Origin of the sequence: Asaia spathodeae NBRC 105894 (assembly GCF_025994195.1) — a bacterium.
Lineage (GTDB): Bacteria > Pseudomonadota > Alphaproteobacteria > Acetobacterales > Acetobacteraceae > Asaia > Asaia siamensis.
Window position 1 is genome coordinate 77,328 of record NZ_BAPY01000005.1, and the last position, 24,650, is coordinate 101,977.

26 protein-coding genes are annotated in these 24,650 nt (G+C 59.3%); 8 read left to right on the forward strand and 18 right to left on the reverse strand.

Features of this window, described 5'->3' with window-relative positions:
• Positions 1-51 precede the first annotated feature (51 nt).
• The 12 genes from rseP to rpoZ all read right to left on the reverse strand — a co-directional run bounded on the left by rseP (position 52) and on the right by rpoZ (position 11,081).
• Entirely contained in the window at positions 52-1,137 is a 1,086-nt protein-coding gene (rseP, locus tag AA105894_RS04925; protein ID WP_267310746.1) for an RIP metalloprotease RseP, read from the reverse strand.
• Complete coding sequence (dxr, locus tag AA105894_RS04930; protein WP_267310747.1) at positions 1,130-2,332, reverse strand: 1-deoxy-D-xylulose-5-phosphate reductoisomerase; 1,203 nt, start codon at positions 2,330-2,332, stop codon at positions 1,130-1,132. The genes rseP and dxr overlap by 8 nt, the downstream gene beginning before the upstream one ends.
• A gap of 19 nt (positions 2,333-2,351) precedes the next feature.
• Positions 2,352-3,227 (reverse strand): phosphatidate cytidylyltransferase, encoded by an 876-nt coding sequence (locus AA105894_RS04935; RefSeq protein WP_373316743.1) that lies wholly within the window; start codon positions 3,225-3,227, stop codon positions 2,352-2,354.
• Positions 3,221-3,988: a polyprenyl diphosphate synthase gene (gene uppS, locus AA105894_RS04940; RefSeq protein WP_267310749.1), complete on the reverse strand. Its 768-nt coding sequence runs from the start codon at positions 3,986-3,988 to the stop codon at positions 3,221-3,223. Before uppS ends, AA105894_RS04935 begins: the two co-directional genes overlap by 7 nt.
• Positions 3,989-3,997: 9 nt before the next feature.
• Complete coding sequence (gene frr / locus AA105894_RS04945) at positions 3,998-4,564, reverse strand: ribosome recycling factor (RefSeq protein ID WP_188425119.1); 567 nt, start codon at positions 4,562-4,564, stop codon at positions 3,998-4,000.
• Positions 4,565-4,615: 51 nt separating this feature from the next.
• Positions 4,616-5,344 (reverse strand): UMP kinase, encoded by a 729-nt coding sequence (gene pyrH / locus AA105894_RS04950; protein WP_267310750.1) that lies wholly within the window; start codon positions 5,342-5,344, stop codon positions 4,616-4,618.
• 87 nt (positions 5,345-5,431) lie between these two features.
• Entirely contained in the window at positions 5,432-6,322 is an 891-nt protein-coding gene (gene era, locus AA105894_RS04955) for a GTPase Era (RefSeq protein ID WP_267310751.1), read from the reverse strand.
• Positions 6,319-7,068 (reverse strand): ribonuclease III, encoded by a 750-nt coding sequence (gene rnc / locus AA105894_RS04960; RefSeq protein WP_267310752.1) that lies wholly within the window; start codon positions 7,066-7,068, stop codon positions 6,319-6,321. The genes era and rnc overlap by 4 nt, the downstream gene beginning before the upstream one ends.
• A 9-nt stretch (positions 7,069-7,077) precedes the next feature.
• Entirely contained in the window at positions 7,078-7,872 is a 795-nt protein-coding gene (lepB, locus tag AA105894_RS04965) for a signal peptidase I (protein ID WP_188425115.1), read from the reverse strand.
• Between the two features lie 43 nt (positions 7,873-7,915).
• On the reverse strand, positions 7,916-8,326 hold the full coding sequence (gene acpS, locus AA105894_RS04970; RefSeq protein WP_267310753.1) for a holo-ACP synthase: 411 nt from the start codon (positions 8,324-8,326) through the stop codon (positions 7,916-7,918).
• A 9-nt stretch (positions 8,327-8,335) separates the two neighbouring features.
• Positions 8,336-10,591, reverse strand: coding sequence for a RelA/SpoT family protein (locus tag AA105894_RS04975; protein ID WP_267310754.1), 2,256 nt, complete (start codon positions 10,589-10,591; stop codon positions 8,336-8,338).
• Positions 10,592-10,682: 91 nt separating this feature from the next.
• Entirely contained in the window at positions 10,683-11,081 is a 399-nt protein-coding gene (rpoZ, locus tag AA105894_RS04980) for a DNA-directed RNA polymerase subunit omega (protein WP_188425112.1), read from the reverse strand.
• A 285-nt stretch (positions 11,082-11,366) separates the two neighbouring features.
• On the opposite strand from rpoZ, the gene AA105894_RS04985 reads away from it, so the two are divergent.
• From AA105894_RS04985 to AA105894_RS05000, 4 genes are all read left to right on the forward strand, one after another.
• The gene (locus AA105894_RS04985) at positions 11,367-11,972 is read left to right on the forward strand and encodes a LabA-like NYN domain-containing protein (protein ID WP_267310755.1); all 606 of its coding nucleotides are present in this window, start codon (positions 11,367-11,369) and stop codon (positions 11,970-11,972) included.
• A 32-nt stretch (positions 11,973-12,004) separates the two neighbouring features.
• On the forward strand, positions 12,005-12,466 hold the full coding sequence (locus AA105894_RS04990; protein ID WP_267310756.1) for a uracil-DNA glycosylase family protein: 462 nt from the start codon (positions 12,005-12,007) through the stop codon (positions 12,464-12,466).
• Positions 12,467-12,539: 73 nt separating this feature from the next.
• Positions 12,540-13,430 carry an NAD(P)-dependent oxidoreductase gene (locus tag AA105894_RS04995; RefSeq protein WP_267310757.1) on the forward strand — a complete coding sequence of 297 codons (891 nt, stop codon included), beginning with the start codon at positions 12,540-12,542 and terminating at the stop codon, positions 13,428-13,430.
• Positions 13,431-13,538: 108 nt separating this feature from the next.
• Positions 13,539-14,147, forward strand: coding sequence for a superoxide dismutase (locus tag AA105894_RS05000; RefSeq protein ID WP_267310758.1), 609 nt, complete (start codon positions 13,539-13,541; stop codon positions 14,145-14,147).
• A gap of 75 nt (positions 14,148-14,222) precedes the next feature.
• Here AA105894_RS05000 and yajC read toward each other — a convergent pair whose 3' ends face one another.
• Entirely contained in the window at positions 14,223-14,537 is a 315-nt protein-coding gene (gene yajC, locus AA105894_RS05005; RefSeq protein ID WP_267310759.1) for a preprotein translocase subunit YajC, read from the reverse strand.
• Between the two features lie 122 nt (positions 14,538-14,659).
• Between yajC and AA105894_RS05010 the strand changes: the two genes are divergently transcribed.
• Positions 14,660-15,502: an ATP-binding protein gene (locus AA105894_RS05010; RefSeq protein WP_267310760.1), complete on the forward strand. Its 843-nt coding sequence runs from the start codon at positions 14,660-14,662 to the stop codon at positions 15,500-15,502.
• 115 nt (positions 15,503-15,617) lie between these two features.
• Here AA105894_RS05010 and AA105894_RS05015 read toward each other — a convergent pair whose 3' ends face one another.
• Positions 15,618-18,134, reverse strand: a complete 2,517-nt coding sequence (locus AA105894_RS05015; RefSeq protein ID WP_267310761.1) for a TonB-dependent receptor plug domain-containing protein — start codon at positions 18,132-18,134, stop codon at positions 15,618-15,620.
• Positions 18,135-18,561: 427 nt separating this feature from the next.
• On the opposite strand from AA105894_RS05015, the gene AA105894_RS05020 reads away from it, so the two are divergent.
• Together AA105894_RS05020 and AA105894_RS05025 are read left to right on the forward strand one after the other, a co-directional pair.
• Positions 18,562-19,620, forward strand: coding sequence for a Rieske 2Fe-2S domain-containing protein (locus tag AA105894_RS05020; RefSeq protein ID WP_371869820.1), 1,059 nt, complete (start codon positions 18,562-18,564; stop codon positions 19,618-19,620).
• Positions 19,621-19,628: 8 nt separating this feature from the next.
• The gene (locus tag AA105894_RS05025) at positions 19,629-20,591 is read left to right on the forward strand and encodes a bifunctional GNAT family N-acetyltransferase/(deoxy)nucleoside triphosphate pyrophosphohydrolase (protein ID WP_267310762.1); all 963 of its coding nucleotides are present in this window, start codon (positions 19,629-19,631) and stop codon (positions 20,589-20,591) included.
• Here the strand turns inward: AA105894_RS05025 and AA105894_RS05030 are convergent.
• Positions 20,583-21,485 (reverse strand): SMP-30/gluconolactonase/LRE family protein, encoded by a 903-nt coding sequence (locus AA105894_RS05030; protein WP_267310763.1) that lies wholly within the window; start codon positions 21,483-21,485, stop codon positions 20,583-20,585. The two genes, AA105894_RS05025 and AA105894_RS05030, sit on opposite strands and share 9 nt — an antisense overlap.
• Positions 21,486-21,590: 105 nt before the next feature.
• Here AA105894_RS05030 and AA105894_RS05035 point away from each other — a divergent pair, with 105 nt between their 5' ends.
• The gene (locus tag AA105894_RS05035) at positions 21,591-22,343 is read left to right on the forward strand and encodes a competence/damage-inducible protein A (protein WP_267310764.1); all 753 of its coding nucleotides are present in this window, start codon (positions 21,591-21,593) and stop codon (positions 22,341-22,343) included.
• Between the two features lie 78 nt (positions 22,344-22,421).
• Here the strand turns inward: AA105894_RS05035 and AA105894_RS05040 are convergent, their stop codons facing one another.
• Genes AA105894_RS05040 through AA105894_RS05050 form a run of 3 tightly spaced genes read right to left on the reverse strand, consistent with a single transcriptional unit; the run spans position 22,422 to position 24,598 of the window.
• A complete protein-coding gene (locus tag AA105894_RS05040) occupies positions 22,422-23,378 on the reverse strand; it encodes an acetyl-CoA carboxylase carboxyltransferase subunit alpha (RefSeq protein WP_188425095.1) in 957 nt (318 codons plus the stop codon).
• Between the two features lie 45 nt (positions 23,379-23,423).
• On the reverse strand, positions 23,424-24,329 hold the full coding sequence (locus tag AA105894_RS05045) for a tyrosine recombinase (protein ID WP_267310765.1): 906 nt from the start codon (positions 24,327-24,329) through the stop codon (positions 23,424-23,426).
• Positions 24,330-24,361: 32 nt separating this feature from the next.
• Positions 24,362-24,598, reverse strand: a complete 237-nt coding sequence (locus AA105894_RS05050) for a hypothetical protein (RefSeq protein WP_267310766.1) — start codon at positions 24,596-24,598, stop codon at positions 24,362-24,364.
• Between the last annotated feature and the right edge of the window lie 52 nt (positions 24,599-24,650).

The following is a 24,650-nucleotide window of genomic DNA, read 5'->3' on the forward strand; positions in this document are numbered from 1 at the left end:
ACATGAAGTGTCGTAACACTCTGTGTCAGTTCGCAGGGCGCTTGGCTTATTCTAATGGAAGAGGCCCAGATTCGACAGATCGTTGAATGTCGAAAACAGGAACAGCGCCGCAATAATTGCAAAACCGGCCTGATAGCTGACTTCCTGAACGCGGCGTGACACCGGCTTTCCACGCACAGCTTCCGCCACGTAAAACACCAGCCTGCCGCCATCGAGCAATGGAATCGGAAACAGATTGATCAGGCCGAGATTGATCGAGAGCAGCGCCATGAAAGACAGGATGCTGGCAAAGCCGTAATGGGCGACCTGCCCTGAGAGCTGGGCGATACGGATCGTGCCTCCAAGCTCCTTCGGACTACGATGGCCGGAGAGGATCTGCCACACGCCCTGCAATGTCTGCACCGAAACATGCCAGGTTTCCTGCAGCCCGGCCCCCACGGCCTTGCCAAAAGACATTGGCTTGCCTGGAACGAGCTCAGCGAAGACGCCAATGCTGCCAGTATCGGCGGCGCCCTTCTTGCCTGGGACACGGTCGAGCGTAATCGGTACGTTCAGTTTCTGGTCACCGCGCGTGATGCCCAGAGTGGTCTGCACGCCAGGCATGGCAACGGCGTGTGCCTGGATGTCGGCGAAATTGAACACATCGAGCGTACCAAGACGCGTAATGATATCGCCCTTCTGCAGCCCGGCGCGCTCGGCAGCGCTATGCGGCACAACCTGCGCGATCTCGTTCTTGAGTTCCGGCTTGCCTACCGAGACATACAGCACGGTAAAGAGCAGGATCGCGAAGATGAAATTGAAAACCGGTCCCATGACAATGACCAGCATGCGCGAGCCGACAGGCTTGTCATGAAAGGTCTGCCCCGGAACCCAGGCCGCTTTCTGCTCGGGCGTAGCGTCTTCAGGGTCCTCGAAACCATGCGGCTTGACGAAGCCCCCGAGAGGGATGGCCGAGATACGCCACTCCGTGCCGGTACGATCGCGCCAGCGGTAAAGCGCCGGGCCGAAGCCGATAGAAAAAGTGTCCACCTTCACACCACGCCAGCGTGCCGCAAGATAGTGACCCATTTCATGCACGAAAACGAGCACACCCAGAATCAGGGCGAAGGCCAGAATCGTTACCGCAAACTCATGCATGGAGAGACACCGCGCTATTGAGAGAGTTGCTGCGCTCACGCGAAACAAAGATTTCTGCAACGCGACGCGCTTCCGCATCCCAATGCAGCACATCGTCAAGCGTATCGAGCTTCGGCGCGCCAAGCGTCTCCATGGCATAGGCAATGGTATCGCCAATACCCAGAAAGCCGATACGACGGTTCAGGAACGCCTCGACAGCAATCTCATTGGCTGCCGAGAAAATTGTCGGCGAGGCAGATCCGGCGATGAGTGCCTCACGCGCCAGGCGCAGCGCGGGGAACCGAACCTCGTCGGGCGCTTCGAAATCGAGGCGCGCGAGTGCCGCGAGGTCGAGACGCGGGGCATTGGTCTGCATGCGATCCGGCCATGCCAGCGTATTGGCGATCGGCACGCGCATATCGGGCGCGCCGAGTTGGGCGATCAGACTGCCATCGCGGAATTGCACCAGACCATGCACCGCAGATTGCGGATGAACCAGCACGTCGATCTGCTCGTTGCTCAGACCGAAGATGCGCGCAGCCTCGATGACCTCGAGCCCTTTATTGGCCATGGAGGCCGAATCGATGGTGATCTTGGCGCCCATGCTCCATGTCGGATGCTTGAGCGCGTGTTCCGGTGTTGCCTCACGCATGGTCTCGAGTGACGCGCAGCGGAATGGACCGCCCGATGCGGTGAGAATAATCTTCTCGATGCTCTCGATCGGGCTGCCCGTCAGGCTCTGAAAGATGGCGTTATGCTCGGAATCAACCGGAAGCAGGGTCGCCTTCGCCGCGGCAACCTCGCGCAGCATGACGTCACCCGCGCTAACCAGCGCCTCCTTGTTCGCCAGGGCGATGGAATGACCATTGCGGGTCGCGGCCAGGGTGGGCTCCAGCCCGGCTGCTCCGGTTATGGCGGCCATCGTCCAGTCAGCTTCCATGGCTGCGGCCTCGATGACCGCCTGACGCCCGGCTGCAACCTTCACACCGCTCCCCTGCAATCTGCCACGCAGATCATCGAGCAGCGTCTCGTCATTGATCACGGCAATCTCTGCATGAAGGGCACGTGCCTGCTCGGCGAGCAGGGCCACATTGCGGCCACCCACAAGCGCACGAACCTGAAAACGCTCCGGCTCGGCCAGCAGAAGATCGATTGTGGAGCAGCCGATGCTGCCGGTGCTGCCCAGAACGGTAACGCTGCGCGGTGAGGAGGTCATGATCTCAGGATACTCCAGATCAATGCGAGAAAGCAGAGAAAGACGGAAAGAACGGATGCAGAAGGGCGCCGAGGATATCGACTGGGAGAGCGGTCCAGAAAACCCGCCCCGGCACGGCAAGAGAAACCAGAGCGGCCAAAGGTGCCGCCGCCAGAAGCCCGTCAAAGCGGTCAAGAAGCCCCCCATGGCCGGGAATGAGCCAGCCGGAATCCTTGATGCCGACACGACGCTTGGCAGCACTCTCGGCAAGATCGCCGCATTGCGCGGCGCAGCCCAGGATCATTCCCCAGACTGCCCCGCCCGCAAGACCGCCCTGCCCCGAGCAACCGGCAACTGCCAGCCCTGCCAGCCCTGCCGCCACAAGCCCGCCTGCCGCGCCGGAGCGTGTCTTGCCTGGCGAAATGCTCGGGGCCAGTTTTGGCCCACCGATAATGCGCCCGGCCATATAGGCCCCGCTATCGCTGGCAATCACGACAAGGATGATAAAAAGCACGGGCAAGGCACCCGTACCGGGCTGCTCACGCAACCACAGTAGAGACAGTCCACCAAGACTAGCAACAGCAACGCACGCCCATTGGGCAGCGCCGAAAATCGCGGCGGAAAGCGCCAGCCCAAGAGCGGCGCGCCACTCGCCCTTCATGGCTACCAGCAATCCGAGGGGCGGCCAGAGCAGAAGCAGAGCGCCTCGCCAACTGCGCGCACCTTTCTGCCAGCTCAGCCCGGCCATTGCCGCGCCCTCATAAACGAGGCCGATACTCACGAGCAGGATCATGAGGCGATAGGCGCTACCGCCTGCCCAGATACACAGAAGCGCAACAGGAACGATCACGCTTGCGGAAATCAGGCGCAGGCGCAGATCGGACCAGCGCGGATTGGCGCTGCTGGATGTCACAATGCAGGATCCGGCTGCAGACGCCTGCCGAACCGGCGCTCACGTCCGGCGAAATCGGTCAGAAGCGCAGCGAAATGGGTCTCGTCGAAATCTGGCCACATGACGTCGAGAAAAGACAACTCGGCGTAGGCCGATTCCCAGAGCAGAAAATTGGAGAGACGCCGCTCGCCGCTGGTGCGCACTATGAGATCAGGATCAGGGAAAGAAGAGGTCTGCAGATGATCCCTGAAATCCTGCTCTGTAAGCGATGCGGGATCGATTTCCCCCCGGACCGAGGCCAGCGCAAGACGCTGCGCAGCGGCAAGCATGTCATGTCGGGCGCCGTAGGAAAGCGCCAGAATGAGCGTCAGACGCCCATTACGGGCGGTAAGATTTCTGGCGCGATCGATCTCCGCCCGCAGCCCCGCATCGAACCGTGACAGATCGCCGATGAATTCGAGCCGGACATTCTGCTCATGCAGTTCCGCAACCTTGTGGCGCAGATAGAACCTCAGCAGGGAGGTGAGGTCAGAGACCTCTTCTGTCGTCCGCTGCCAGTTCTCGGAAGAAAACGCATAAAGCGTCAGATAGCGCACACCCGAGAGGATGGCTGCCTTCACGCAACGTTTGACGGCCTCAGCCCCGGCGCGATGACCAGCCATTACCGGCTTGCCACGTGCGCGTGCCCAGCGCCCGTTGCCATCCATGATGACGGCAACGTGACGCGGCACAATGCCGGGCGCAAGGTCCGCTGCTGCGGCAGGAAGGGTGCGTGAGGAGGACACGGTGCCTGATCAGACCTGCTTGATTTCGCGTTCCTTGTCCGCGAGCATGTCGTCGACCTTCTTGACGTATTGATCCGTCAGCTTCTGCACACCATCAGACCAGACCTTCATGTCGTCCTGGCTGATTTCACTTTTCTTCTCATGGGTCTTGATCTGGTCCATGCCATCGCGGCGCACGTTACGCACGGCAATCTTGCCGTTCTCGGCATAGCGACCGGCAGCGCGGGCCAGCTCATTGCGACGCTCTTCGGTCAGCTGGGGAATCGGCACGCGTACCGTCTGCCCGTCTGCCGCAGGATTGAGGCCCAGACCGGAATCACGAATGGCGCGCTCGACGGCACCAACGAGCCCGCGATCCCAGACCGAGACGGTCAGCATACGGGCTTCGGGAACCGCAATCGACCCGACCTGAGACAGCGGCACATCGCTGCCATAGGCCTCGACACGAACCGGCTCGAGCAGGTTTGGGCTCGCACGGCCCGAACGCAGACCGGACAGGTCGCGGCGCAGGCTTTCCATGGCGCCGTCCATGCGGCGGGTCAGATCTTCGAGCAGATCATTCAGCTCAGCAGGCATTGTTCTCTCCTTTACGGATATTCAAAAGGGGGGCGTCTGATGGCGCCCAGTTCAAGCCGTTTCGATAATCCGGGTAAAACGCCCTTCGCCGCGCATCACGCTGGCAAAGGCTCCCGGTGCATGAATATTGAACACGATGATCGGCAGACGATTTTCGCGAGCGAGTGAAATGGCCGTTGCATCCATCACGCTCAGATCGCGCGAGAGCACATCCATATAGGACAGTTCATCATAGCGCTCGGCATCTGGCACGCGGCGCGGATCGGCAGAATAGACGCCATCAACCTGCGTTCCCTTGAGCAGGACATCGCATTCCATCTCGTTGGCACGCAACGCTGCCGCCGTGTCTGTTGTGAAGAACGGATTGCCCGTTCCGGCTGCAAAGATGACCACGCGCCCCTTTTCCATATGGCGCACGGCACGACGACGGATATAGGGCTCGGCGATCGAGGACATCTGAATGGCCGACATGACGCGTGTGTCGATCCCGGCTTTTTCGAGCGCGTTCTGCATCATCAATGCATTGATGACCGTCGCCAGCATACCGGCATAGTCGCCCTGGGCACGATCCATGCCCTTGGCCGCCGCTGCGACACCACGGAAGATATTGCCGCCGCCGATAACGAGACAGACCTGCACGCCACTACGCGAGACCAGGGCGACATCATTCGCGATTTCTTCGACGACCTGCGGCTCGATGCCGAAAGAGCCCTTGCCCATGAGGGCCTCGCCCGAAACCTTGAGAAGAACGCGCTTGTAGCGTGCAGTAGTTTCGGTCATCGCATCCTCTTTCGTTGCAGCCTCATGAAGGCCATTTTACAACCCGCGCCCCTCTTATAGGGCGCGGCCTGTCCTCACAAGAACTTCTCAGGCGTCATCCAGACCAATAGCCCGCAGTCTGGCCTTTTCCTCATCCCAGCCAGCGCGCTCGCGCACGTTGAGGAAAAGATGGCAGGGCCTTTCAAGCAGACGCCCCAGATCGAGACGCGCCCGCTCGCCTATGCTGCGAATCTTGCGACCGCCCTCGCCGATGAGAATGGCCTTGTGCCCCGGACGCGACACGTAGATCGTTGCATCGATACGCACCGAGCCATCAGGCCGCTCCTTGAAGCTCTCGGTCTCGACCGTTGCCTGGTAGGGTATTTCCTCATGCGTCTGCATGAAGATCTGTTCGCGCACCAGTTCTGCCGCCAGCAGACGGTCGGGCAGATCGGTCAGATCATCTTCAGGATAGAGATAGGGCCCCTCGGGCAGCTCTGCCGCGAGATGATCAAGCAGATCGTCCACACCACCGCCGGATCGCGCGCTGAGCATGAAGACATGCTCGACAGCCAGCTGATCTGTGATGGCCTTGGTGAGAGGCAGAAGCTGCTGGGCCCCGATCAGGTCGGTCTTGTTCAGCACCAGCCAGACGCGACGCTTCTGCTTGGCGAGCGTCTCAATGACAGCCTGCGATTCTTCGCGGATACCCGCCTTCGCATCGATCAGCAGAAGCGAGATATCGGCGTCCTGCGAGCCGGTCCAGGCTGCGGCGACCATCGCGCGATCCAGCTTGCGCCTTGGCTTGAAAATGCCAGGTGTGTCGACAAGCAGAATCTGCGTTGTCTGGCGCATCAAAATACCGAGAACCCTGAAGCGTGTTGTCTGCGCCTTCGGGCTCACGATCGACAGCTTCGTGCCGGTCATGCGGTTGATCAGGGTTGATTTTCCGGCATTCGGTGCCCCCACAAGGGCGACGAAACCACAACGTGTCGTCATTTCTTATCCTTCGTGCCTTTACGGCTACGGTTCAATCGCCGGAGGAGGGCTGTCGCCGCTTCGCTCTCGGCCTGGCGTTTGCTCCCTGCAACACCCTCACCTGCCTCACCCATAGCAGAAACCGCAACGGTAAAGCGCGGCGCATGCGATGGGCCTTCCATCGACAGGGTCTCGTATTCCGGCAAGGCAGAGCCGCGCGCAAGCACAAATTCCTGCAAGGCCGTCTTTGGGTCCTTGGGCGGGGTTATCTGCGACAGGAGCAGATCTTTCCATTTTTCGCGCACGAGACGGCGCGCGGGTTCGAGCCCGCCATCAAGATAGATGGCGCCCAGCAGGGCCTCCATCGCGTCGGCCTGCACATTGGCGAGGCTGCGGATATTGGCCTGCTCCTCATGCTCGGCAATGCGCAACGCCCCGGCCACACCGATACTCTCGGCAATAGGAGCCAGCGCGTTACGGGACACGAGAGACGCATGACGCGGCCCCAGTGCCCCTTCGGGCTCATTGGGGAATTGCTCAAGCAGCCACTCGGCCATGAGCAACCCGAGAACGCGGTCACCCATGAATTCGAGCCGCTCGTTCGAAATCGCTTCGACCGGTTTTGTTCCGCCGCGAGGCGCGCGCCGTCCCTGTCGCGACGATACGGCAGAGCGGTGGGTCAGGGCCTGACGCAGCAGACCCTGATCAGCAAAGCGATGACCGAGAGCCTTCTGCAGCGCGTCGAGAGTGTCGTCATGACCAGTCATGACAGAGCCTCAATGCATGGTCGCAAAAAGATGGCTCCACCGTATCTCGAACGGCCATTGCCAGAACTGCCAGAGCGGATGCACGGCCTCATAGGAGAAAAACACGAAGCGCGCCTTTCCGACCAGATTGACCATCGGCACGTACCCGAGATCCTGCCCATTATCGCGTTGGAAGCGGCTGTCGCCGCTATTGTCCCGATTATCGCCCATCGCGAAGAAATATCCCTCGGGCACGACATATTCGCGGGTGTCGTTCTGCTCACCCTCATCGGTCTGCTTCAGGATCTGATGGGTCACGGTCGCCGCGCCACCGCTGCCGGGCAGGGATTCGAGATAGCGTATGCCCGTCTGGGGCATGCGATTTTCATCCATGACCGAATAGGGCCCAAGCGACTGGCGCGGCACCAGAGTGCCGTTCAGATAAAGCTCACCCGCACGCATCTGAATGTGATCGCCAGGCAGACCGATAATGCGCTTGATATAATCGATGGAGTTGTTCTGGGTATAGCGAAACACCGCCACATCGCCGCGATGCGGTGTCGTGCCCCAGATACGGCCATCGAAAAGATGCGGCGAGAATGGCATCGAAAAACGTGACCAGCCATAATCGAACTTGGTGACGATAATATAGTCACCGACCTGAAGGGTCGGAATCATCGACGCGCTCGGAATATTGAAGGGCTCGACCAGCACCGTTCGTATCACCATCAACACGATGATCCAGATCGCGACGAAGCGAACGATTTCCAGAGGGGTGTCTTCTTTTCGCTTGGAGGGCGAAGCCTCCGGATTCATTTCGGTCATTTCCGGTTCTTAGCGCAGATATGGGGGATTTGGCGACAGCCTATCACAAATGCTGCGAGACTGACTGCACGATCACATAGGCAATTGCATAAGGAGTCTCGTCGCTGAGACTGACCTGAATATCGGCACGCTCGCCCGGCAGGGCCATCGCATACAGGCATTCGGCTGCCTTGCCAGTAAGATGCAGCAGCGGCTTGCCGAGCGGATCGTTGCGTACCTCGATATCGGTAAAGTGCAGACCATCACGAAATCCGGTCCCGAGAGCCTTTGCGCAGGCTTCCTTGGCCGCCCAGCGTTTGGCCAGAATGCCCAGACGCCCGTCGCCCTTGCGTGTATTGGCATAGGCGATCTCGGCAGGCGTAAAGCTGCGCTCCAGAAAACGATCTCCCAAACGCTCCAGCGCGCGCGCAATACGCCGCATGTCGCAAAGATCCGTGCCGATACCGCGTATCATGAGGTCAGGTCAGTTCTTCGTACGCTCGACCTGCATAACCCCCTGCGCTGAGCGCAGCGCGGCGATCATTGCAGAAAGATGCCGCACATCGCGCACTTCCAGATCGACGAGGACTTCCATGAAATCGAGCTGGCGGTTGAGAATGCGCAGATTGACCACACTGCCATTATGCTTCGAGGCCGTGTTGGTAAGCGTCGTCAAAACAGAGGATTCATTGGCCGCAATGACACTCACACGTCCGATATGTGGTGCGCCACGTTCGCCCTGCGCCAGGGCCTCGTAGTCCCAGTCGATCTCGAGGAAACGCTCAGGCGTAGACGAGAACGCACTGAGATTCTGGCAATGACGCTGGTGGATGGTCACGCCCTTGCCCTGCGCGATGATCCCGACAATGGGATCACCCGGCAGCGGGTGACAGCATCCGGCGAAATGTGTCGCAATGCCTGAGCCAACACCGTTGATGATCGAACCGCTCTTCGCCCCATAGCGCGCGGGCGCACCCAGACCGCCGCCAAGGCGACCCGACAGGCCCGGCACCATGCGCGGCGCACGATGGGTCTGACGCAACTCGGGGTAAGCCGCGTTAACAACGTCACGGGGGCCGATCTGCCCCGTACCAACGGCAACATAGAGATCCTCAATGCTCGGCTGGCGCAGATCGCGCAGCAGGGTCTCAAGCACTTTTTCGCTGCCATCGGCACCTTCCTGACGGAAAGCCTTGGCCAGTGCGGTCCGTCCCGTGTCGAGATTGACCTGGCGCTGTTGCAGGGCAACGTAGCGGCGAATACGCGCACGCGCCTTGCCGGTAACGACAAAACGCTCCCAGGAGGCCGACGGCGTGCCGCCACGCGCGGTCATGATCTCGACCTGATCGCCATTCTGCAATTCATGCCGCAGCGGCATCAGGCGACCATTGATCTTCGCCCCCACGCAGGCATCACCGACCTGGCTATGTACGGCATAGGCAAAATCGACCGGCGTCGCGCGGCGTGGCAGGGAGATAAGCTGCCCCTTGGGGGTGAAGCAGAAAACCTGATCCTGGTACAGCTCGAGCTTCGTGTTTTCGAGAAACTCGTCCGGCGCCTCGGAATCCTCGAGAATTTCGAGAAGATCCTGCACCCAGCGCAGCTTGTTGAGTCCCAGCGCTGCAACTTCGCTGTTCGAGGCCTGCGCAGCGTCACGTTCCTTGTACGCCCAGTGAGCGGCCACACCGTTTTCGGCGAAGTCATGCATATCAGCGGTGCGGATCTGGACTTCGATCTTCTGATTGCGCGGCTGACGAAGCGTGACCCCGGTATGGAGGCTCTGATATCCGTTCGCCTTGGGCGTCGAGATGTAATCCTTGAACCGCCCGGCAATCATGGGATAGGCGCCATGAATGGCACCCAGAGCGGCATAGCAGGCATCACGTGTCGGCACGATCACGCGAAATGCCATGATGTCTGAAAGCTGCTCAAAAGCGACATTGCGCTTTTGCATTTTCGCCCAGATCGAAAAGGGCGATTTCTCACGCCCTGTCACATCGACATGCTCAAGGCCAACTTCTGCACAAAGCTCTTTCAGCTCGGTACGGATCTGCTCGATGATATCGGCGCCATGGCCACGCAGAAAGTTCAGACGTGCCCTGATCGTGGCGTCGGCTTCGGGCTCGAGTTGCTCAAAGGAGAGATTCTGCAGTTCCGTCTTGACCCGGTCCATACCGATGCGCTCGGCAAGCGGCGCGTAGATGTCCATGGTCTCGCGCGCGATACGCAAGCGGCGGTCCTGCCGCTGGACATAATGCAGCGTGCGCATGTTGTGGAGACGGTCGGCCAGCTTGACGATCAGCACGCGGATGTCGCGTGACATTGCCAGAACAAGCTTGCGGAAATTCTCGGCCTGCTTGGTGCGATCTGACTGAAGCTCAAGCCTCGTCAGCTTGGTCACGCCATCGACAAGGCTTGCGACCGTTTCGCCGAAACGCTCTTTCAGAAAGGCCTGGGTGATGCCGGTATCTTCGACCGTATCATGCAGCAGCCCCACCATGATCGACGGCACATCCATGCGGAAACCCGCGAGGATATTGGCCACTGCAATCGGATGAATGATGTAGGGCTCGCCATTATCGCGCTTTTGCTCGCGATGCGCCTTTTCGGCGACGGCATAGGCTTCCTCGACGCGGGCCAGATCCGCATGCGGGTCATAGCCCGCTATGCGGCGCAGGAGACCGGAGATCGAGGGGACCGAAGCTGCCATTTCGGCGCCGGGGAGAAGGGTGTCAGACATGCCGGTACTCTCTCCCAATCCTGATCACATCCGGGCCCCATCAGACCCGGAAACAATACCGGACCACAAAAAGGTCCGGCATCGCAAGAGATTAGCGGCGACCGCGTCCTCCGAATTCCGCCTCGAAGGAAGCCTCGAGCTCGGCAGGAGACATCGTCTCGGCCATATGGGCGTGTTCTTCTTCAGTGGAGACATCCTGCAGACCGAAGATATTCTGATCGGTCGGGATGAGATCCATGACTTCTTCGTCAACAGGCTCGGGCTCGGGAGCGCGGGCCAGAGAACGAACGATACCGTCCTTGAGCGCGCTCAGATTGACCTTCTCTTCAGCAATCTCGCGCAGGGCAACGACGGGATTCTTGTCGTTATCGCGATCAAGGGTCATTTCCTCACCGCGCGAAAGGCCGCGGGCGCGCTGGGCAGCAAGGAGAACGAGGTCGAAGCGGTTCGGAACCTTTTCGATGCAATCTTCAACGGTTACGCGTGCCATAGACTCTTCCCAACCAATATCCGCAAATCCACGAGAATTGGATCGGCTAGCACAAATGCCCTCCCCGGGCAAACATTCCTTCGCACCAGCACTATCGCAGACATCGCTGCTGCGAACAGGCTTAAAGCAGCATCACAAATGCAATGAACGCAGCAATATGATGAGAAATGGCTATAAAGCAATGATATCACTATATTCTGAATTCAGAATTCGTTAAACCACAGTTTGAGATTATTCCTGCTGCGACATCGTAAAGTGTTGCAGTTTTTCTGAAATGAGTAAGAGATGCTCGATAAAAACGAGAGAACTGCCGTATTTATAGATGGTTCGAGCCTCTATTATACCGCAAAGACAATCGGCTTCGAAGTAGATTACAGAAGGCTCCTACGGTATTTTAAAAGCAATACAAAACTCCTGCGTGCCCACTATTACGCCGCAATACCAGAGACTGAAGAATATTCGCCGCTCAAGCCGCTCACCGACTGGCTTGCTTATAATGGCTTCATGCTTGTCACCAAAAATGCACGCGAATTCACTGATCAGTCCGGGCGTCGCCGTCTCAAGGGCAACATGGATGTCGAGCTTGCCGTCGACCTGCTGGAGCTCGCTGACCGCATCGACCATGCCATTATCTTCAGCGGGGATGCCGATCTGCGACGCGCGGTCGAGGCAATACAGAGACGCGGCGTAAGGGTAACAGCCGTATCGTCGCTGCGCTCTTCTCCCTCTCTGATCGGTGACGATCTGCGCCGTCAGGTCGATCAGTTCATCGAACTGGCCGATATCGCGGGCGAATTCACCCGACGCCAGGGAGACGCTCCGGTCCGGACACGCTCGGCTCCCGTCAGACATCCGGCCGATATCGTCTCTGACGACGATCTCGACGACTGATATGATGACAGAGGCTTGATGACCTTCTCGACATGGCCAGAAAATTCTCTCCCTCCCAGGATGCCTGCATCCTCATTGTCAGCCTCGCACCTTTCGCGTCCGATCAGCGTCTGGCGGTTGAAGAACTCCTGCATGACGAGATACCCGAGACGATAGGGGCGAGCCTGGCCTTCCACCATCTAGGCGGGACATATCTGCACGACGCAGATCCCTCCCCCATGCAGCCAGCAAATGTCGCTGTTCTGGCCGAACTGCTCGACACACTGACCAACCTCAAGCTGGTCATCACCTTCGGGGTCGCGGCCCATCTCTCGACAATCGATGCTTACGGCATGGGCTGGGCCAGGGTGCCTTTCCGCCCCGGCCAGATCACCGCCCTACCCGACGGATTGGCCCTAGCAAACTTCCACGCCAGTTGCGGCAGGCATATTGAGACCATAGCGCCACTTCTTACCCAGACAGTTCCGGCTCTCACTGCAGATCGGACAAGCTAGGCACCGGGAGCGCAACCGGTGTCATGTCGGCGCTTTAATCAGGTACATCATGCGCATAGAGGATGTAACGGGAATGACTCAACAGACGATCGGCTTTGTAGGCTATGGCGCCATGGGCGCGCTCATGGGGCAAAATCTCAGAAAAGCCGGCTATGGCGTCAGTGCCTACACACCGTCGGGCAAACAGCAGGATGCTGACACCCCCGTCGTGAAAACGGCCTTTGCGCTCGCTGCGCAGTCCGACATTCTGGTTCTCTGCGTACCCAATGATTCTGCTGTCTTCGCCTCTGCCGAGGGTGCGGAAGGGTTTCTGGCCGGAGCCCGCGCCGGAACCATCATCATCAACACCAGCACAATCTCGCCTGAGGCCACGGAGAAGCTTCACGATCTCGCCAACGCAAAGGGGCTGCGCTTTGTCGATGCGCCCATGTCGGGCAGCACACCCGAGGCCGAAAAAGGCGAACTCGTCATGCTGGTGGGGGCGTCACATGACGACCTCGAAGCCGCACGCCCTGTGCTCAGCACCATCGGCAAGCTCAGCATCCATGCTGGTCCCGTCGGGGCCGGAACGCGCCTGAAGCTTGTCATTAACGGCATCATGGGTGCCACACTCAATGTCATCGCAGAAGCTGTCGGCTATGGCCTGTCGAGCGGACTCGATCGCTCGATGCTCTATGAAGCCCTCGGTCAGGTGGCGGTGATTTCCCCGCATCACAAGCGCAAGCTGGCCTACGCCGAACGTGGTGATTTCAGCGCGCAGTTTCCGACGCGCCTGATGTCCAAGGATATGGGATTGCTCATCTCCGCAGCACGCAGCACCCACAGCTTCTGCCCGGCCATTGCCATCGCTGATCAGGCCCTTGCCCTCGCCAACAAGCGCCACGCGAATGATGATTATTCTGCGCTGCTCTCTGCCATTGAAAAGAGCGTCGTCCATTCGCCAGAGTCGTCAGAAAAAGCCTGAGCTCACAGAAAGGCCGACGGGTTGACGAAACCCGTCCGGCACCATAGCTGCCTTGGAAGACCAAGCAGCTCCGCTTTGTCCTCACCATGATAGTCCAGGAGACGCACCATGGCTTTCGAACTGCCGTCCCTTCCCTACCAGACCAGCGCGCTCGCCGCTTCGGGCATGTGCCAGGAGACTCTTGAGCTGCACCACGGCAAGCATCATCAGGCCTATGTCACGGCGCTGAATGGCTTTGTCGAAGCCAAGCCGGAGCTTCAGGGCAAGAGCCTTGAGGAAATCATTCTCGCCGTTAAGGGCGACGCTGCTCAGGCGCCCGTTTTCAACAATGCTGGCCAGCACTGGAATCACATCCTGTTCTGGAAGAACCTTGCCCCGAATGGCGGTCAGGTGCCTTCAAAGCTCGCCGCCAAGATCGACTCCGATCTCGGTGGTCTCGATGCCTTCAAGGCCGCCTTCAAGCAGGCAGCTATCTCGCAGTTCGGTTCGGGCTGGGCATGGCTGGTTCTGGGCACCGATGGCAAGCTCGCCGTGACCAAGACCGCCAATGGCTCCAACCCGCTGGCAGAGGGCCAGGGTCGCGCCCTTCTGGGTCTGGATGTGTGGGAACACGCCTATTACCTGGACTTCCGTAACCGTCGTCCGGACTACATCACGAACTATCTCGACAAACTCGCCAACTACGAGTTTGCCGAAGCAGAGCTGCTCTCTGCCTGATCACTGTCAGGTCGAACAAAAAAACCGGCTTCCTCAAGGGAGCCGGTTTTTTTATGCCCAGTTTCTGAACCGGATTTACTTGGCGGGCTTGGCGCCGTCATTGGCAGGCTTGGCAGAGCTGGTCAGCACCTGCGACACGTTTTCACGCATCAGCTGAACCTTTACGCCGGGAGCGATCTCGACTTCGACTTCCTTGGTTCCTTCGCGTGCGAGCTGCACCGTGCCGATGATACCACCGCTGGTCACGATACGATCACCACGACGCAGCGCGTTGAGCTGAGCCTTGAGCTCCTTCTGACGCGCCTGCTGCGGGCGAATGAGCACGAAATAGAACACGACGAACACGAGGATCATCGGGAGGAATGAGATAATCCCGCTGTTGGCGAGCATGCGTTTCTTCCATATGTCGATAGGTCAGGGAACGGACGCGCCCGAAAGCCAGCCCGATTGGCCCGGACCATAATGGGTCGCGCCCGCTCGTCAAGCATAGCCACGGAGCAAGGGACATACCCATGGACGCCGTTCTGATCGAAAAACTCGAACGCATCGCCAGTGCGCTCGAGCGCCTCTCACCCGCACCGGCCAGCCCGGCAACACTCGAAGGCAGCGATGCCTTCATGTGGCAGGGAAGCTCTGCGACACTGCGCGCCGTAGCCCGCGTTCAGGGCGTCGATCTGTCCCTGCTGCGCGGCATAGACCGCCAGACGCGCCTCGTGCTAGAAAACACACGTCATTTCGCCCAAGGTCGCAGCGGCAATAATGTCATGCTCTGGGGTGCGCGCGGAATGGGGAAATCCTCATTGGTCAAGGCCTGCTTTGCCGAGGCCAATCGCGATCTTCCTCATGCTCTCGTGCTGATCGAGATACAGCGCGACGACCTCTCCACCCTGCCCCGCCTTCTCGATATCCTGCGTGCCCAGCCAAGACGCTGCATCGTGTTCTGTGACGATCTCTCCTTTGAGACACAGGATGCAGACTATAAATCGCTCAAATCGGTGCTCGATGGCGGCATCATGGGCCGACCGGAGAATGTGCTGTTCTACGCCACGTCGAACCGTCGCCATCTGATGCCGCGTGACATGATGGAAAACGAGAGCGGCAGCGCCATCAATCCTCAGGAAGCGGTCGAAGAGAAGGTCTCGCTCTCAGACCGCTTCGGCCTCTGGATCGGCGTTCATGGCTGCAACCAGGAAACCTATCTGGCCATCGTCGATGGCTATGCGACGCACCGCAAGCTGGAAATCTCGAAAGAGACCCTGCACCGTCATGCGCTCGAATGGGCCATGGAGCGCGGTGGTCGCTCGGGGCGTGTCGCCGCCCAGTTCATTGATCATCTGAGTGCGACGCTCGGCTGAAGCATGGCAGACAAAAAAACCTGACTGACAAAATGTCAGTCAGGCCTGGAAAAGTATTCTGAAACGATAGCGTCATACGGGGTCCGGTCAGTGGGCCCCGCATGTCAGGCACGGATCAGAAGGTCGCGTTCAGGCGACCGTAGTAATAGGCGCCGTAGATCGGAATACCGGAGGAATCGGTGTCGTAGATCTTCGGTCCCAGATAATTGGTGATTGGATTCACGTGACGCGGACGCTGGTTGAAGATGTTGTTGGCGCCAATAGCGAAGTGCCAATGTTCGGTGAAGCGATACCCCACTTCAAGATCGGTCAGCCATGCCGGGGTATTCTTGAACTCGGCCCATTCGGTGTTGGAATACTTGATTGCAGTCGGCGCCAGATCTTCATAGGTGAGCAGCGACTTCGTCTCGCCATAGCGGGTCTGACGCAGGTTCACATCCCACTGGTGATATGTCCAGTACGCATTCAGGATCAGCTTGCTGCGCGGTGAACCCGTGGTGAGGTAGCCCACCGTCTGCGCATTGGCCGCGGGGTCGCCAAACGCATTGGTGTTGATATGGCTGATGCGGGTCCGATTAAGGTTGAGCATTGCGCTCAGGTTGAGCGTGCCAAAGCGATGCAGATGCAACAGGTAATCGGATTGCAGGTCGAGACCCTGCGTACGCGTGCTGGCCACGTTTGCGAAGTAATTGGCGGTCACGTTGTCTAGTTCAATCCCGCTCGGCAGGTTCACGCCCGTTAGAGCGATAGCATCAAGCGCCTGCTGACCATTGACTGTCGCCGAGCCAATGATTCTGTCACGGATGTTGATCTGATAGACGTCAACCGAGACGTGCCAGTCCTTAAGCGGCTCGGCGATGATGCCACCTTCAGCGCTGGTCGATCTCTCAGGCTTCAGACGTTGCGCACCAATGGTCTTGCCAGCAGCGCCAACCGTCTGGAGCAGCCCCGAAGCACCGGTCGGCGACACGTTAAGCGCCGAGTAATATTGCTCGGGCATGGTCGGCGCACGGAAACCGTTGCTGATCGTGCCTCGGATCGCCAGCTTGCTGGTGATGTCATAGCGCGTCGTAACCTTGCCGTTTTCGGTGTTACCCATATCGGTGTAGTGCTCGAAGCGTCCGGCGAAATCGAGATCCCAATGCGGCAGTGGGTGGAAGTCGCCATCCAGATAGCCTGCCCAGATATTACGCTGCCACTGGCCCGCGTTCTGAGGTGTCAGACCGGCGAAGCCCTGCGTACCGCCCAGCTCATACGAAGCCGGCTCGCCCGCCTTGATCTTGTACATCTCCAGACGATGCTCCGCACCAAATGCCAGCGTCATCGGCACGACATCGGCAATGCGGAAATTGCGTCGCGCGTCAAAATTGCTAGTCCACTGGGCGAGCGAATAGCTCTGCGCGCGCACGGTGGTAGGCGAGAAGCCATACGCCTTGTAATAATTCGGGTTGAAGGTGTTCTTGTTCCCGATATCGTCGTCGTCTTGCCCGTAAAGCGTGCTCAGATCCCAGCTGAAGCCGAAAAGATTATCGCCCTTGATTCCGAGATTCGCCTGAAAATCGTTCTCTTCAATGGTCTCGAGCGGCGAGAACCCGTAAGGAAAGGCGCTCGGTGCGACGGTGGGGGTACGGTAGTTCTCGTAGGCCTCGGAGTGACGATGAGCATAGGTGATCAGACCATAGGTCTCGATCCCCTCCGTGATGCCCTTACCCCATTCGATGGAGAGATTTTCACGCGTCTCCTCAGGGTTGGAGAGGATCTTGTTGGAGTTTGCGGGCCAGCTTGAGGTCGGGGTCCAGCGATGGTCGTTGGTGCTCTTGAGGTTCGAGACCCAGTGATCGGTGTGATAGACCTGACCGCTCAGATGGACGAAGCCGTCATTACCCCATTTAAGACCGCCATCGGCGCCGATCAGATATTGCCAGCCATCGCCATTATAGGCATTGGCGCCGGTCTGGGCGACAGTATTGATGCCATGACTGGTCTTCTTGGTGATGATGTTCACGACGCCCGCAATGGCATCCGAGCCATAAAGCGCGGCCGCGCCATCACGCAGGATTTCGATGTGATCGATGGCCCCTGCCGGGATCATGTTCAGATCGACGGGCGTCGAGCCCTGCTGCGGACCGTTATCGGCATAGATATTGGCCGTCGTGTTGCGGCGCTTCCCGTCAACGAGCACCAGCACTTCGTTCGGGTTGAGACCACGCATACGGATGGCTGAGGTCAACGCACCGGCATCGGCACCATTGGCCGTAACCGTGATGGACGGATCAACGCGGGTGATGGCGTCTGCAAGATTGAGCTGGCCGGAACGACGCAGGGTCGCCGAGGAAACGACTGTTACCGGCACCGCGCTGTCACGCGCCTTGCGATTGAAGGCATGCGTGCCGGTTACAATGACAGATTCACCGCTATCGCCACTCGCATCGCGGGCCTTGCGTGTGCGGATTTTGGGGACGGAGGCGAGCGCCTGCGTCGAGCCGATCGACGTCCTGCTATGGGCAGAGGCGGCTTTTTTCGCTTTGGGCGCGGTCTGTGCAGCTGGCTGGGTGGCAGCCTGAGCATAGGTGAACCCGAAAGGAAAGGAGAGAAGGGTCGCTGCCGCAAGTATTCTTCGTTTTGTGAACATCGTTCGAGCTGTCTCTCCATGGGAACTTCAACAGGAGACAGTCTATGCAGTAATGAAAAATCGTTACAACAGCGGAAAGGATTTTTCTTTCGGTATCGGATTGAATGCGACAAAAAAAACACAGTTTGTTGCACAAGGCCAGCGCAGAACGCCCGAAAAACGCAAGATTCTTTCTCTCGAATCTCGGCGCACGCATGAAACTTACCCTCGCACGACCTGCGCCAGAAAGGCGCTGTTCCCCTATACGGCAAGCCTGCTAGTGTCTGGCTGCGCATCATCATGCTCAATCTCAGGACCCAGACTTTCGAGGGCATGTCCTTCTGAAGTCACCGGTCAGGAGGAGGTCACGACAGGAATACCCATGACGGAAAGCCTTACTCTCGACACCGCCCCCCACAAACTGGCCGAACAACGCTGTTCGGACGCCATGCGCCTTGGCAAGGACACGGTCGATCTGAGGCGGGTCAAATGCGATCCGAATTACTGGTATCCTGTCGCCTGGTCACATGAACTCAAGAAGGGCAAGACCATCGCTACCCGCTTTGCGGGTCAGCCCATTGCCCTCGTCCGCCCGCAGGAAGGCAGTGTTTTCGCGCTTGAAGATCGCTGCGCCCATCGTCAGGTGCCACTCAGCAAGGGTCGCGTCGAAGGCGAGGCCGTGCAGTGCTGCTATCATGGCTGGGCCTATGGCCGCTCGGGACGCTGCATCGACGTGCCCTATCTCGGCAAGGGCAAACTGCCCAATGGCGTGCGCACCTATCCCTGCCGTGAAGTCGAGGGGCTGATTTTCGTCTTCCCCGGCGATGCCGAAAAAGCAGAGACCACCCCCTTCCCCAAGCTCGGTTCAGTGGCCGATCCGGCTTACAAGACACGGCGCTTCGGCGAGAAGGTGAAATGCCATTACAGCTTCATGCATGAGAATCTGATGGACATGAATCATCAGTTCATGCACTCGAAGCAGATGGGCAAGATGAAGCCCCGCTATCTGGGCGGCGAAAACGAACCCCGCATGGTTGAGGCGCGCTACAGCTTTGCGCGTGTTGGCGGCAAGCAACCCTGGGGTGAGGCGCTGATCTTCGGCGAGCGACGTGATGCGAGTGCCAAATTCGCTCACCGCGATGTCATGACCATCCGCACCGTATACCCCTACCAGACACTGCATATCCGCACCGAAGACGAACCGCCGGTCATGGATCTCTGGATCGTCTACGTGCCACAGGATGAGGATCACCTCACCTGCCGGGTGTTCGGCCTGCTCTCGATTCGTCGCCCGAAGCTGAAGGGCGCGCTCGAACTCGCCTGGCCGCTTCTGGTCGGCTTTACAAACCGCATCTTCGCCGAAGACCGCGAAATCGTGGAACTCGAACAGAATGCCTGGCGCGAACTGGGCGGTGACCGCAATCAGGAAGTCTTTCCGGTCATCAATGCACTGCGCGACCTTCTGCGGCGCGCGGGTATCCAGCCGGACAGCGCAGCAGCGGAGTGACGCTCTGAATGAGTCTTTCGCTCGACGTCGCCCCCTATACGCTTCGCCCGCTCTGCACTGGTGACGGTGCAGCGGTGCATCGTCTGGTCAATGACTGGAGCGTGGTGCGCATGCTCAGCCACCTCCCTTTTCCCTACCCGAGGGAGTTGGCCGATCAATGGATTCTGAGCACGATTGATCGCCAGACAGCGGGCACAGCCTGGCATTTCGCGATCTGCGAGGGCGAAATGCTGATTGGCTGCATTGGCCTCTCTCTTGGCCATCCCAATCAGGGCGCCAAGATCGGCTACTGGGTCGGGCGCCCCTATTGGCAAAAAGGCGTCGCAACAGCCTGTGTGCGCCCGGTTGTGGAATGGGCCTTCGAGACCCTGCCCATCTCCCATATCCTGGCTGATGTGGCAGAGGACAATCTGGCATCGATCGCCTTGCTGGAAAAAATGGAATTCCAGCGCTCTGGCACGACGCGCGTGCCGTTTCTTTCACGCGGGCCGGATCCCTATCCCGTACTGACCTATTGCAGGGAACGCGACATCAGGATGGATACTACCCGGAACGACAAAGCTGCTTCACGCATTCTGCTTGTCGTTGCTGGCGTCCTGATAGACGGCGAAGGTCGCATCCTTCTGGCGCAACGCCCTCCGGGCAAACCGCTTGCGGGGCTGTGGGAGTTTCCTGGCGGAAAGGTCGAGCCGCATGAGGCACCGGAACAGGCGCTTATACGCGAGATGTATGAAGAGCTCGGCATCGACATCGCGTCTGGCTGCCTTGCGCCTTTCACCTTCGTCTCGGAGAATGTCGGCTCGCGCCATCTCCTGATGCCGCTCTATTTGTGCCGACGCTGGCGTGGTCAGCCCGTTGGCAAAGAAGGACAGGCTCTGGCCTGGGTTACCGCAGACCAGCTTGACGCCTACCCGATGCCAGCTCCTGACCGACCACTTATTCCTTTACTCAAGGAACTTCTTCTAGGCTGACAGGGCGATACGATGCTGCGGCAAGCCCGCCTTGTCAGAACGGAAGGTGAAAAGGCTGCCCGATTGCGGCTGGGCAGCAAGCGCCTCTTCTGAAACATCCTTGCGGGCAGTCGTCACATAGGCTGTCTTGCGATCATCGCCACCAAAACAGACCTTTGTCACATTGGCTGCAGGAATACGGATGGAGAAACGCTCTGCACCTTCCGGTGTGAAACAGCGCACATGCCCGCCGCTCCATGTCGAGCACCAGACATTCCCCTCGCAATCGGCCACTACGCCATCGGGATAGCCTTCCTCTTCGGGAAGACGAAGGAAGACCTGCTTGTTTTCAAGCTCCCCTTCGTCCGTGATATCGAAGCGATAGATGACGCCATTCGGCGTATCGCAAGCGTAGAGATGCTTGCCGTCAGGTGAGACGGTGGGGCCATTCGATACCACATAGCCCGTATCGTGTTTTCTGAGCACAAAGCCGCCTGCCTCATGCGTCACGCTGTAAAGCGAGCCTGAGGGTGCCTCTTCAGAATCATCCATCGTCCCGAACCAGCCTCGCCCGTGCAGATCGACGCAGCCATCGTTCAGACGATTGCCTGGCAATTCAGCCTCGACCTCCAGCGCTTTCACAAAGCTTCCGTCTGTGGGGTCGAAGCGATAGAGCCCGTCCGGAAGCCCCGCGAGAAAGCTGCCATCATCAACCGGCATGAGAAACGCAACCTTGCCCGGCGCTGCCCAATGACAGGCCTCGCCCTGAACCGGGCTGAACCGGTGCACCTTGCAGTCGTTGATATCGACGAAATAGACGGCGTTTTCGCCGGAGATCCAGACGGGGCCTTCACCGAGTTCGGCACGCACGTCGTAAGCGCATGACGCGCAGGCCTCGACATTGGGTTCGGCCATTTCTGTTCTCCCGCGAAAAAGTCATCGATTACTCGAGGTTTAACGCAAAACGACACTGTATGGTTGTCGATGTTTCCATTCCTCGTCACTCTGAGGGACCCAGTCATGACTCCTACCGCCTGCCTCCTGGTTATCGGCAACGAGATTCTCTCGGGCCGCACGCAGGACGCCAATATCCGCTTTATCGCAACTGGCCTCGCTCAGGCCGGGATCGCCCTTGAGGAAGTGCGCGTCATCCCCGACAAAGCCAGAAGAATCGTCGAAACTGTTGCGACTTGTCGCGTCCAGTTCGATCACGTCTTCACGACGGGGGGCATCGGCCCGACCCATGACGATATCACGGCCGGGTGCGTCGCTGAAGCCGTCGGCGTTCCGCTCGAATGTCATGAAGAAAGCTATCGTGAACTCGAGGCCTATCTCGGCAAGGAGAAATTCAACAAGGCCCGCCAGCGTATGGCGTGGCTGCCACGAGGGGCCGTTCCGATACGCAATACGGTGTCGATCGCACCGGGCTTCAGCATAGCCAATGTTCATGTCATGGCCGGTGTCCCCTCGATCATGCAATCGATGTTCACCGCGTTGCTCCCCACACTAGAAGGTGGCGCGCCGCTCTGCTCGGTCGCCTGGCATGCCGATCTGCGCGAAGGGACCCTGGCCGAGGGGCTGGAAGCCATACAGCACGATTTCCCCGAGCTCGATCTCGGCTCCTATCCTTTCGAAAGACCCGACGGGCGCAGGGGCGTGTCTCTTGTGGCCAAGGGATATGACGAGGAAAAGGTCGAAGCCGCCGGTGAGCGTATCAAGGCGCTGATCGAATCGCTGGGCGTCACTCCGATCGCCGGTGAACCCGCCCCCTGAAACGACAAAACGCCCGACCTCTCGGTCGGGCGTCTGTATGCTTTATCTTAATGCGTGGATTGCTTCGCTCGCGCGCGCCTAGAGCGCCTCGCGCCCCATGGCGAGAAACTTCTCGCGACGTTTGGCAACCAGGTTTTCGCTTTCAAACGGCAGAAGCTCGCCAAGCATATCGCCGATAGCATCACCCACCGACGCAATTGCCTCATCCGGGAACCGCTGGGCACCGCCGATCGGCTCGGGGATGATCCGGTCGATAAGACGCAGCTTCAGCAGATCCTGAGCCGTCAGTTTGAGTGCTTCGGCAGCAGTCGAAGCCTGCTTCGGGTCGCGCCAGAGAATCGACGCTGCACCTTCAGGGGCAATGACCGAATAGATCGAATGCTCGAGCATGAGCACGCGATCGCCCGCGCCCAGAGCCACAGCACCGCCAGAACCACCCTCACCAATGATGATGGCAATCAGCGGCACAGGGGCACGCAGACAGCAATCGGTCGAACGGGCGATCGCCTGAGCCTGACCACGCTCTTCGGCATCGATACCCGGCCAGGCGCCAGACGTGTCGATGAAAGTCAGAATCGGCAGCCCGAAACGTCCGGCCATTTCGACAAGGCGCTGTGCCTTGCGATAGCCTTCAGGCTTGGGCATGCCAAAATTGTGACGCAGGCGCGACTCCATGTCGAAGCCACGTTCGGTGCCGATCACCATCACGGCCTGACCGCGGAAACGGGCCAGACCGCCGACGATGGCCTGATCATCATGGCCGAGGCGATCACCGGCAAGCGGCGTATATTCCTCAAGCAGCCCCTTGAAGTAATCGAGGGCGCGAGGACGCTGCGCATGACGCGCGACCATCACCTTCTGCCAGGGCGTCAGCTTGGTATAAGCTGCCCGAAGCTGCTTTTCCGCCTTGTCGGAGAGCTTGCCGATTTCGTCGGCAATGTTGATGCCTTCGCCGTCCTTCGCCATCTGACGGAGTTCGGCAATCTTGTTTTCAAGCTCGGCAACCGGCTTTTCGAAATCGAGATACTGACGCATGACCCGCCGATAGCACGGCTTCCATCCCGACAACAATCCGTTGCGTCACGAGACCGTCTCATCAGAGAGCGGATGATGCTGGGTAAGCACCTGCCTGAGCCGTTCCTGCATCACATGGGTATATATCTGGGTCGTACCGATATCCGCATGACCCAGCAGCATCTGCAGTGCCCGCAGATCGGCGCCGCGCTCGAGCAGATGGGTCGCAAAGGAATGACGCAGCACATGCGGCGAGACCAGATCGGGGTCGATGCCAGCCCTGAGCGCAACCTGCAGAAGAATCTTGTCGAAGCCCTGACGCGTCAGGGGTTTTGAGGGGTTGCGCCCGGGGAAGAGATAAGGGCTGTCGATGTCCCGGTCGTGATGCAGCAGGGCGAGCGCAGCCTCTCTTGCCGCATGAGACACAGGAATGAGCCGTTCACGCCCCCCCTTGCCCCTGATCAGCACCATGGGGGCGTCGCGCATGAACACCCTACCTGGCAAGCCGAGTAGCTCGGAAATACGCAGCCCGGTTGTGTAGAGCAGTTCAAGCGCGGCGCGGCTCACAAGGTCGCGCCTGGGATCGTCATGTCCGTTGCAGCCCTGATCGATCAGAACTGTCACCTGATCCTGCGAGAGCAATCTGGGCAAGGCACTCTGGTGCCGTGGCATGGCAACCGTTTCGGTGGGGTCGACAGCACACCACCCCTCCCTCAGCGCAAAGCGAAAGAACTGCCTGAGGCAGGAGAGCCGACGCGCCGTGGTGCGGGACGAAAGCCCCACCTTGCCCTGCACAGCCGTATAGGCCGCTATCGCCGCACGATCGGCATTCAGAAGGGCGCCACCCGGTGAGGCATGGCGCAGAAAGGCCACGAAATCTTCCAGATCCGCCGCATAGGCCTGACGCGTACGCGAAGCGGCGTTGCGCTCTGCGAGAAGCATTTCGAGAAAGGCCTCGGCCGCTGGCGGCAAGGCACTCTCCCGTTTCGTATGAGAGCGGGGCTTCAGTGCTGGAGCGTCGGCGCGGCGACTGGCTCGGGCATGGCAGGCAGCGGCTGGCCAGCCTGGGGCATCGCCTGTGTCTGGGTCGCCGCGAATTGTGTACCTGGAAGCTCTTTATGCACGATCGTCTGAACCGGTAGCGGCGGGTTCATGCCCAGCTTCAGAAAGGCGCCGCCCAGACCCAGAACGAGCAGAACGAGAAGGGCGAGGGCGATCCTCGGAAAGCTCAACGTGGACATGAGGGCTCCTGAACATAGGCGCGAAAACGGGATTTTCGACACGTCGCGCAAC

Coding starts and splice junctions, on each gene's coding strand:
- rseP (WP_267310746.1), bottom strand. CDS start 1,137: ATGCATGAGTTTGCGGTAACGATTCTGGCCTTCGCCCTGATTCTGGGT.
- dxr (WP_267310747.1), bottom strand. CDS start 2,332: ATGACCTCCTCACCGCGCAGCGTTACCGTTCTGGGCAGCACCGGCAGC.
- frr (WP_188425119.1), bottom strand. CDS start 4,564: ATGCCTGCTGAGCTGAATGATCTGCTCGAAGATCTGACCCGCCGCATG.
- pyrH (WP_267310750.1), bottom strand. CDS start 5,344: ATGACCGAAACTACTGCACGCTACAAGCGCGTTCTTCTCAAGGTTTCG.
- era (WP_267310751.1), bottom strand. CDS start 6,322: ATGACGACACGTTGTGGTTTCGTCGCCCTTGTGGGGGCACCGAATGCC.
- rnc (WP_267310752.1), bottom strand. CDS start 7,068: ATGACTGGTCATGACGACACTCTCGACGCGCTGCAGAAGGCTCTCGGT.
- lepB (WP_188425115.1), bottom strand. CDS start 7,872: ATGACCGAAATGAATCCGGAGGCTTCGCCCTCCAAGCGAAAAGAAGAC.
- acpS (WP_267310753.1), bottom strand. CDS start 8,326: ATGATACGCGGTATCGGCACGGATCTTTGCGACATGCGGCGTATTGCG.
- AA105894_RS04975 (WP_267310754.1), bottom strand. CDS start 10,591: ATGTCTGACACCCTTCTCCCCGGCGCCGAAATGGCAGCTTCGGTCCCC.
- rpoZ (WP_188425112.1), bottom strand. CDS start 11,081: ATGGCACGCGTAACCGTTGAAGATTGCATCGAAAAGGTTCCGAACCGC.
- AA105894_RS04985 (WP_267310755.1), top strand. CDS start 11,367: ATGCTCGATAAAAACGAGAGAACTGCCGTATTTATAGATGGTTCGAGC.
- AA105894_RS04990 (WP_267310756.1), top strand. CDS start 12,005: ATGGCCAGAAAATTCTCTCCCTCCCAGGATGCCTGCATCCTCATTGTC.
- AA105894_RS04995 (WP_267310757.1), top strand. CDS start 12,540: ATGACTCAACAGACGATCGGCTTTGTAGGCTATGGCGCCATGGGCGCG.
- AA105894_RS05000 (WP_267310758.1), top strand. CDS start 13,539: ATGGCTTTCGAACTGCCGTCCCTTCCCTACCAGACCAGCGCGCTCGCC.
- yajC (WP_267310759.1), bottom strand. CDS start 14,537: ATGCTCGCCAACAGCGGGATTATCTCATTCCTCCCGATGATCCTCGTG.
- AA105894_RS05010 (WP_267310760.1), top strand. CDS start 14,660: ATGGACGCCGTTCTGATCGAAAAACTCGAACGCATCGCCAGTGCGCTC.
- AA105894_RS05015 (WP_267310761.1), bottom strand. CDS start 18,134: ATGTTCACAAAACGAAGAATACTTGCGGCAGCGACCCTTCTCTCCTTT.
- AA105894_RS05020 (WP_371869820.1), top strand. CDS start 18,562: ATGCGCCTTGGCAAGGACACGGTCGATCTGAGGCGGGTCAAATGCGAT.
- AA105894_RS05025 (WP_267310762.1), top strand. CDS start 19,629: ATGAGTCTTTCGCTCGACGTCGCCCCCTATACGCTTCGCCCGCTCTGC.
- AA105894_RS05030 (WP_267310763.1), bottom strand. CDS start 21,485: ATGGCCGAACCCAATGTCGAGGCCTGCGCGTCATGCGCTTACGACGTG.
- AA105894_RS05035 (WP_267310764.1), top strand. CDS start 21,591: ATGACTCCTACCGCCTGCCTCCTGGTTATCGGCAACGAGATTCTCTCG.
- AA105894_RS05040 (WP_188425095.1), bottom strand. CDS start 23,378: ATGCGTCAGTATCTCGATTTCGAAAAGCCGGTTGCCGAGCTTGAAAAC.
- AA105894_RS05050 (WP_267310766.1), bottom strand. CDS start 24,598: ATGTCCACGTTGAGCTTTCCGAGGATCGCCCTCGCCCTTCTCGTTCTG.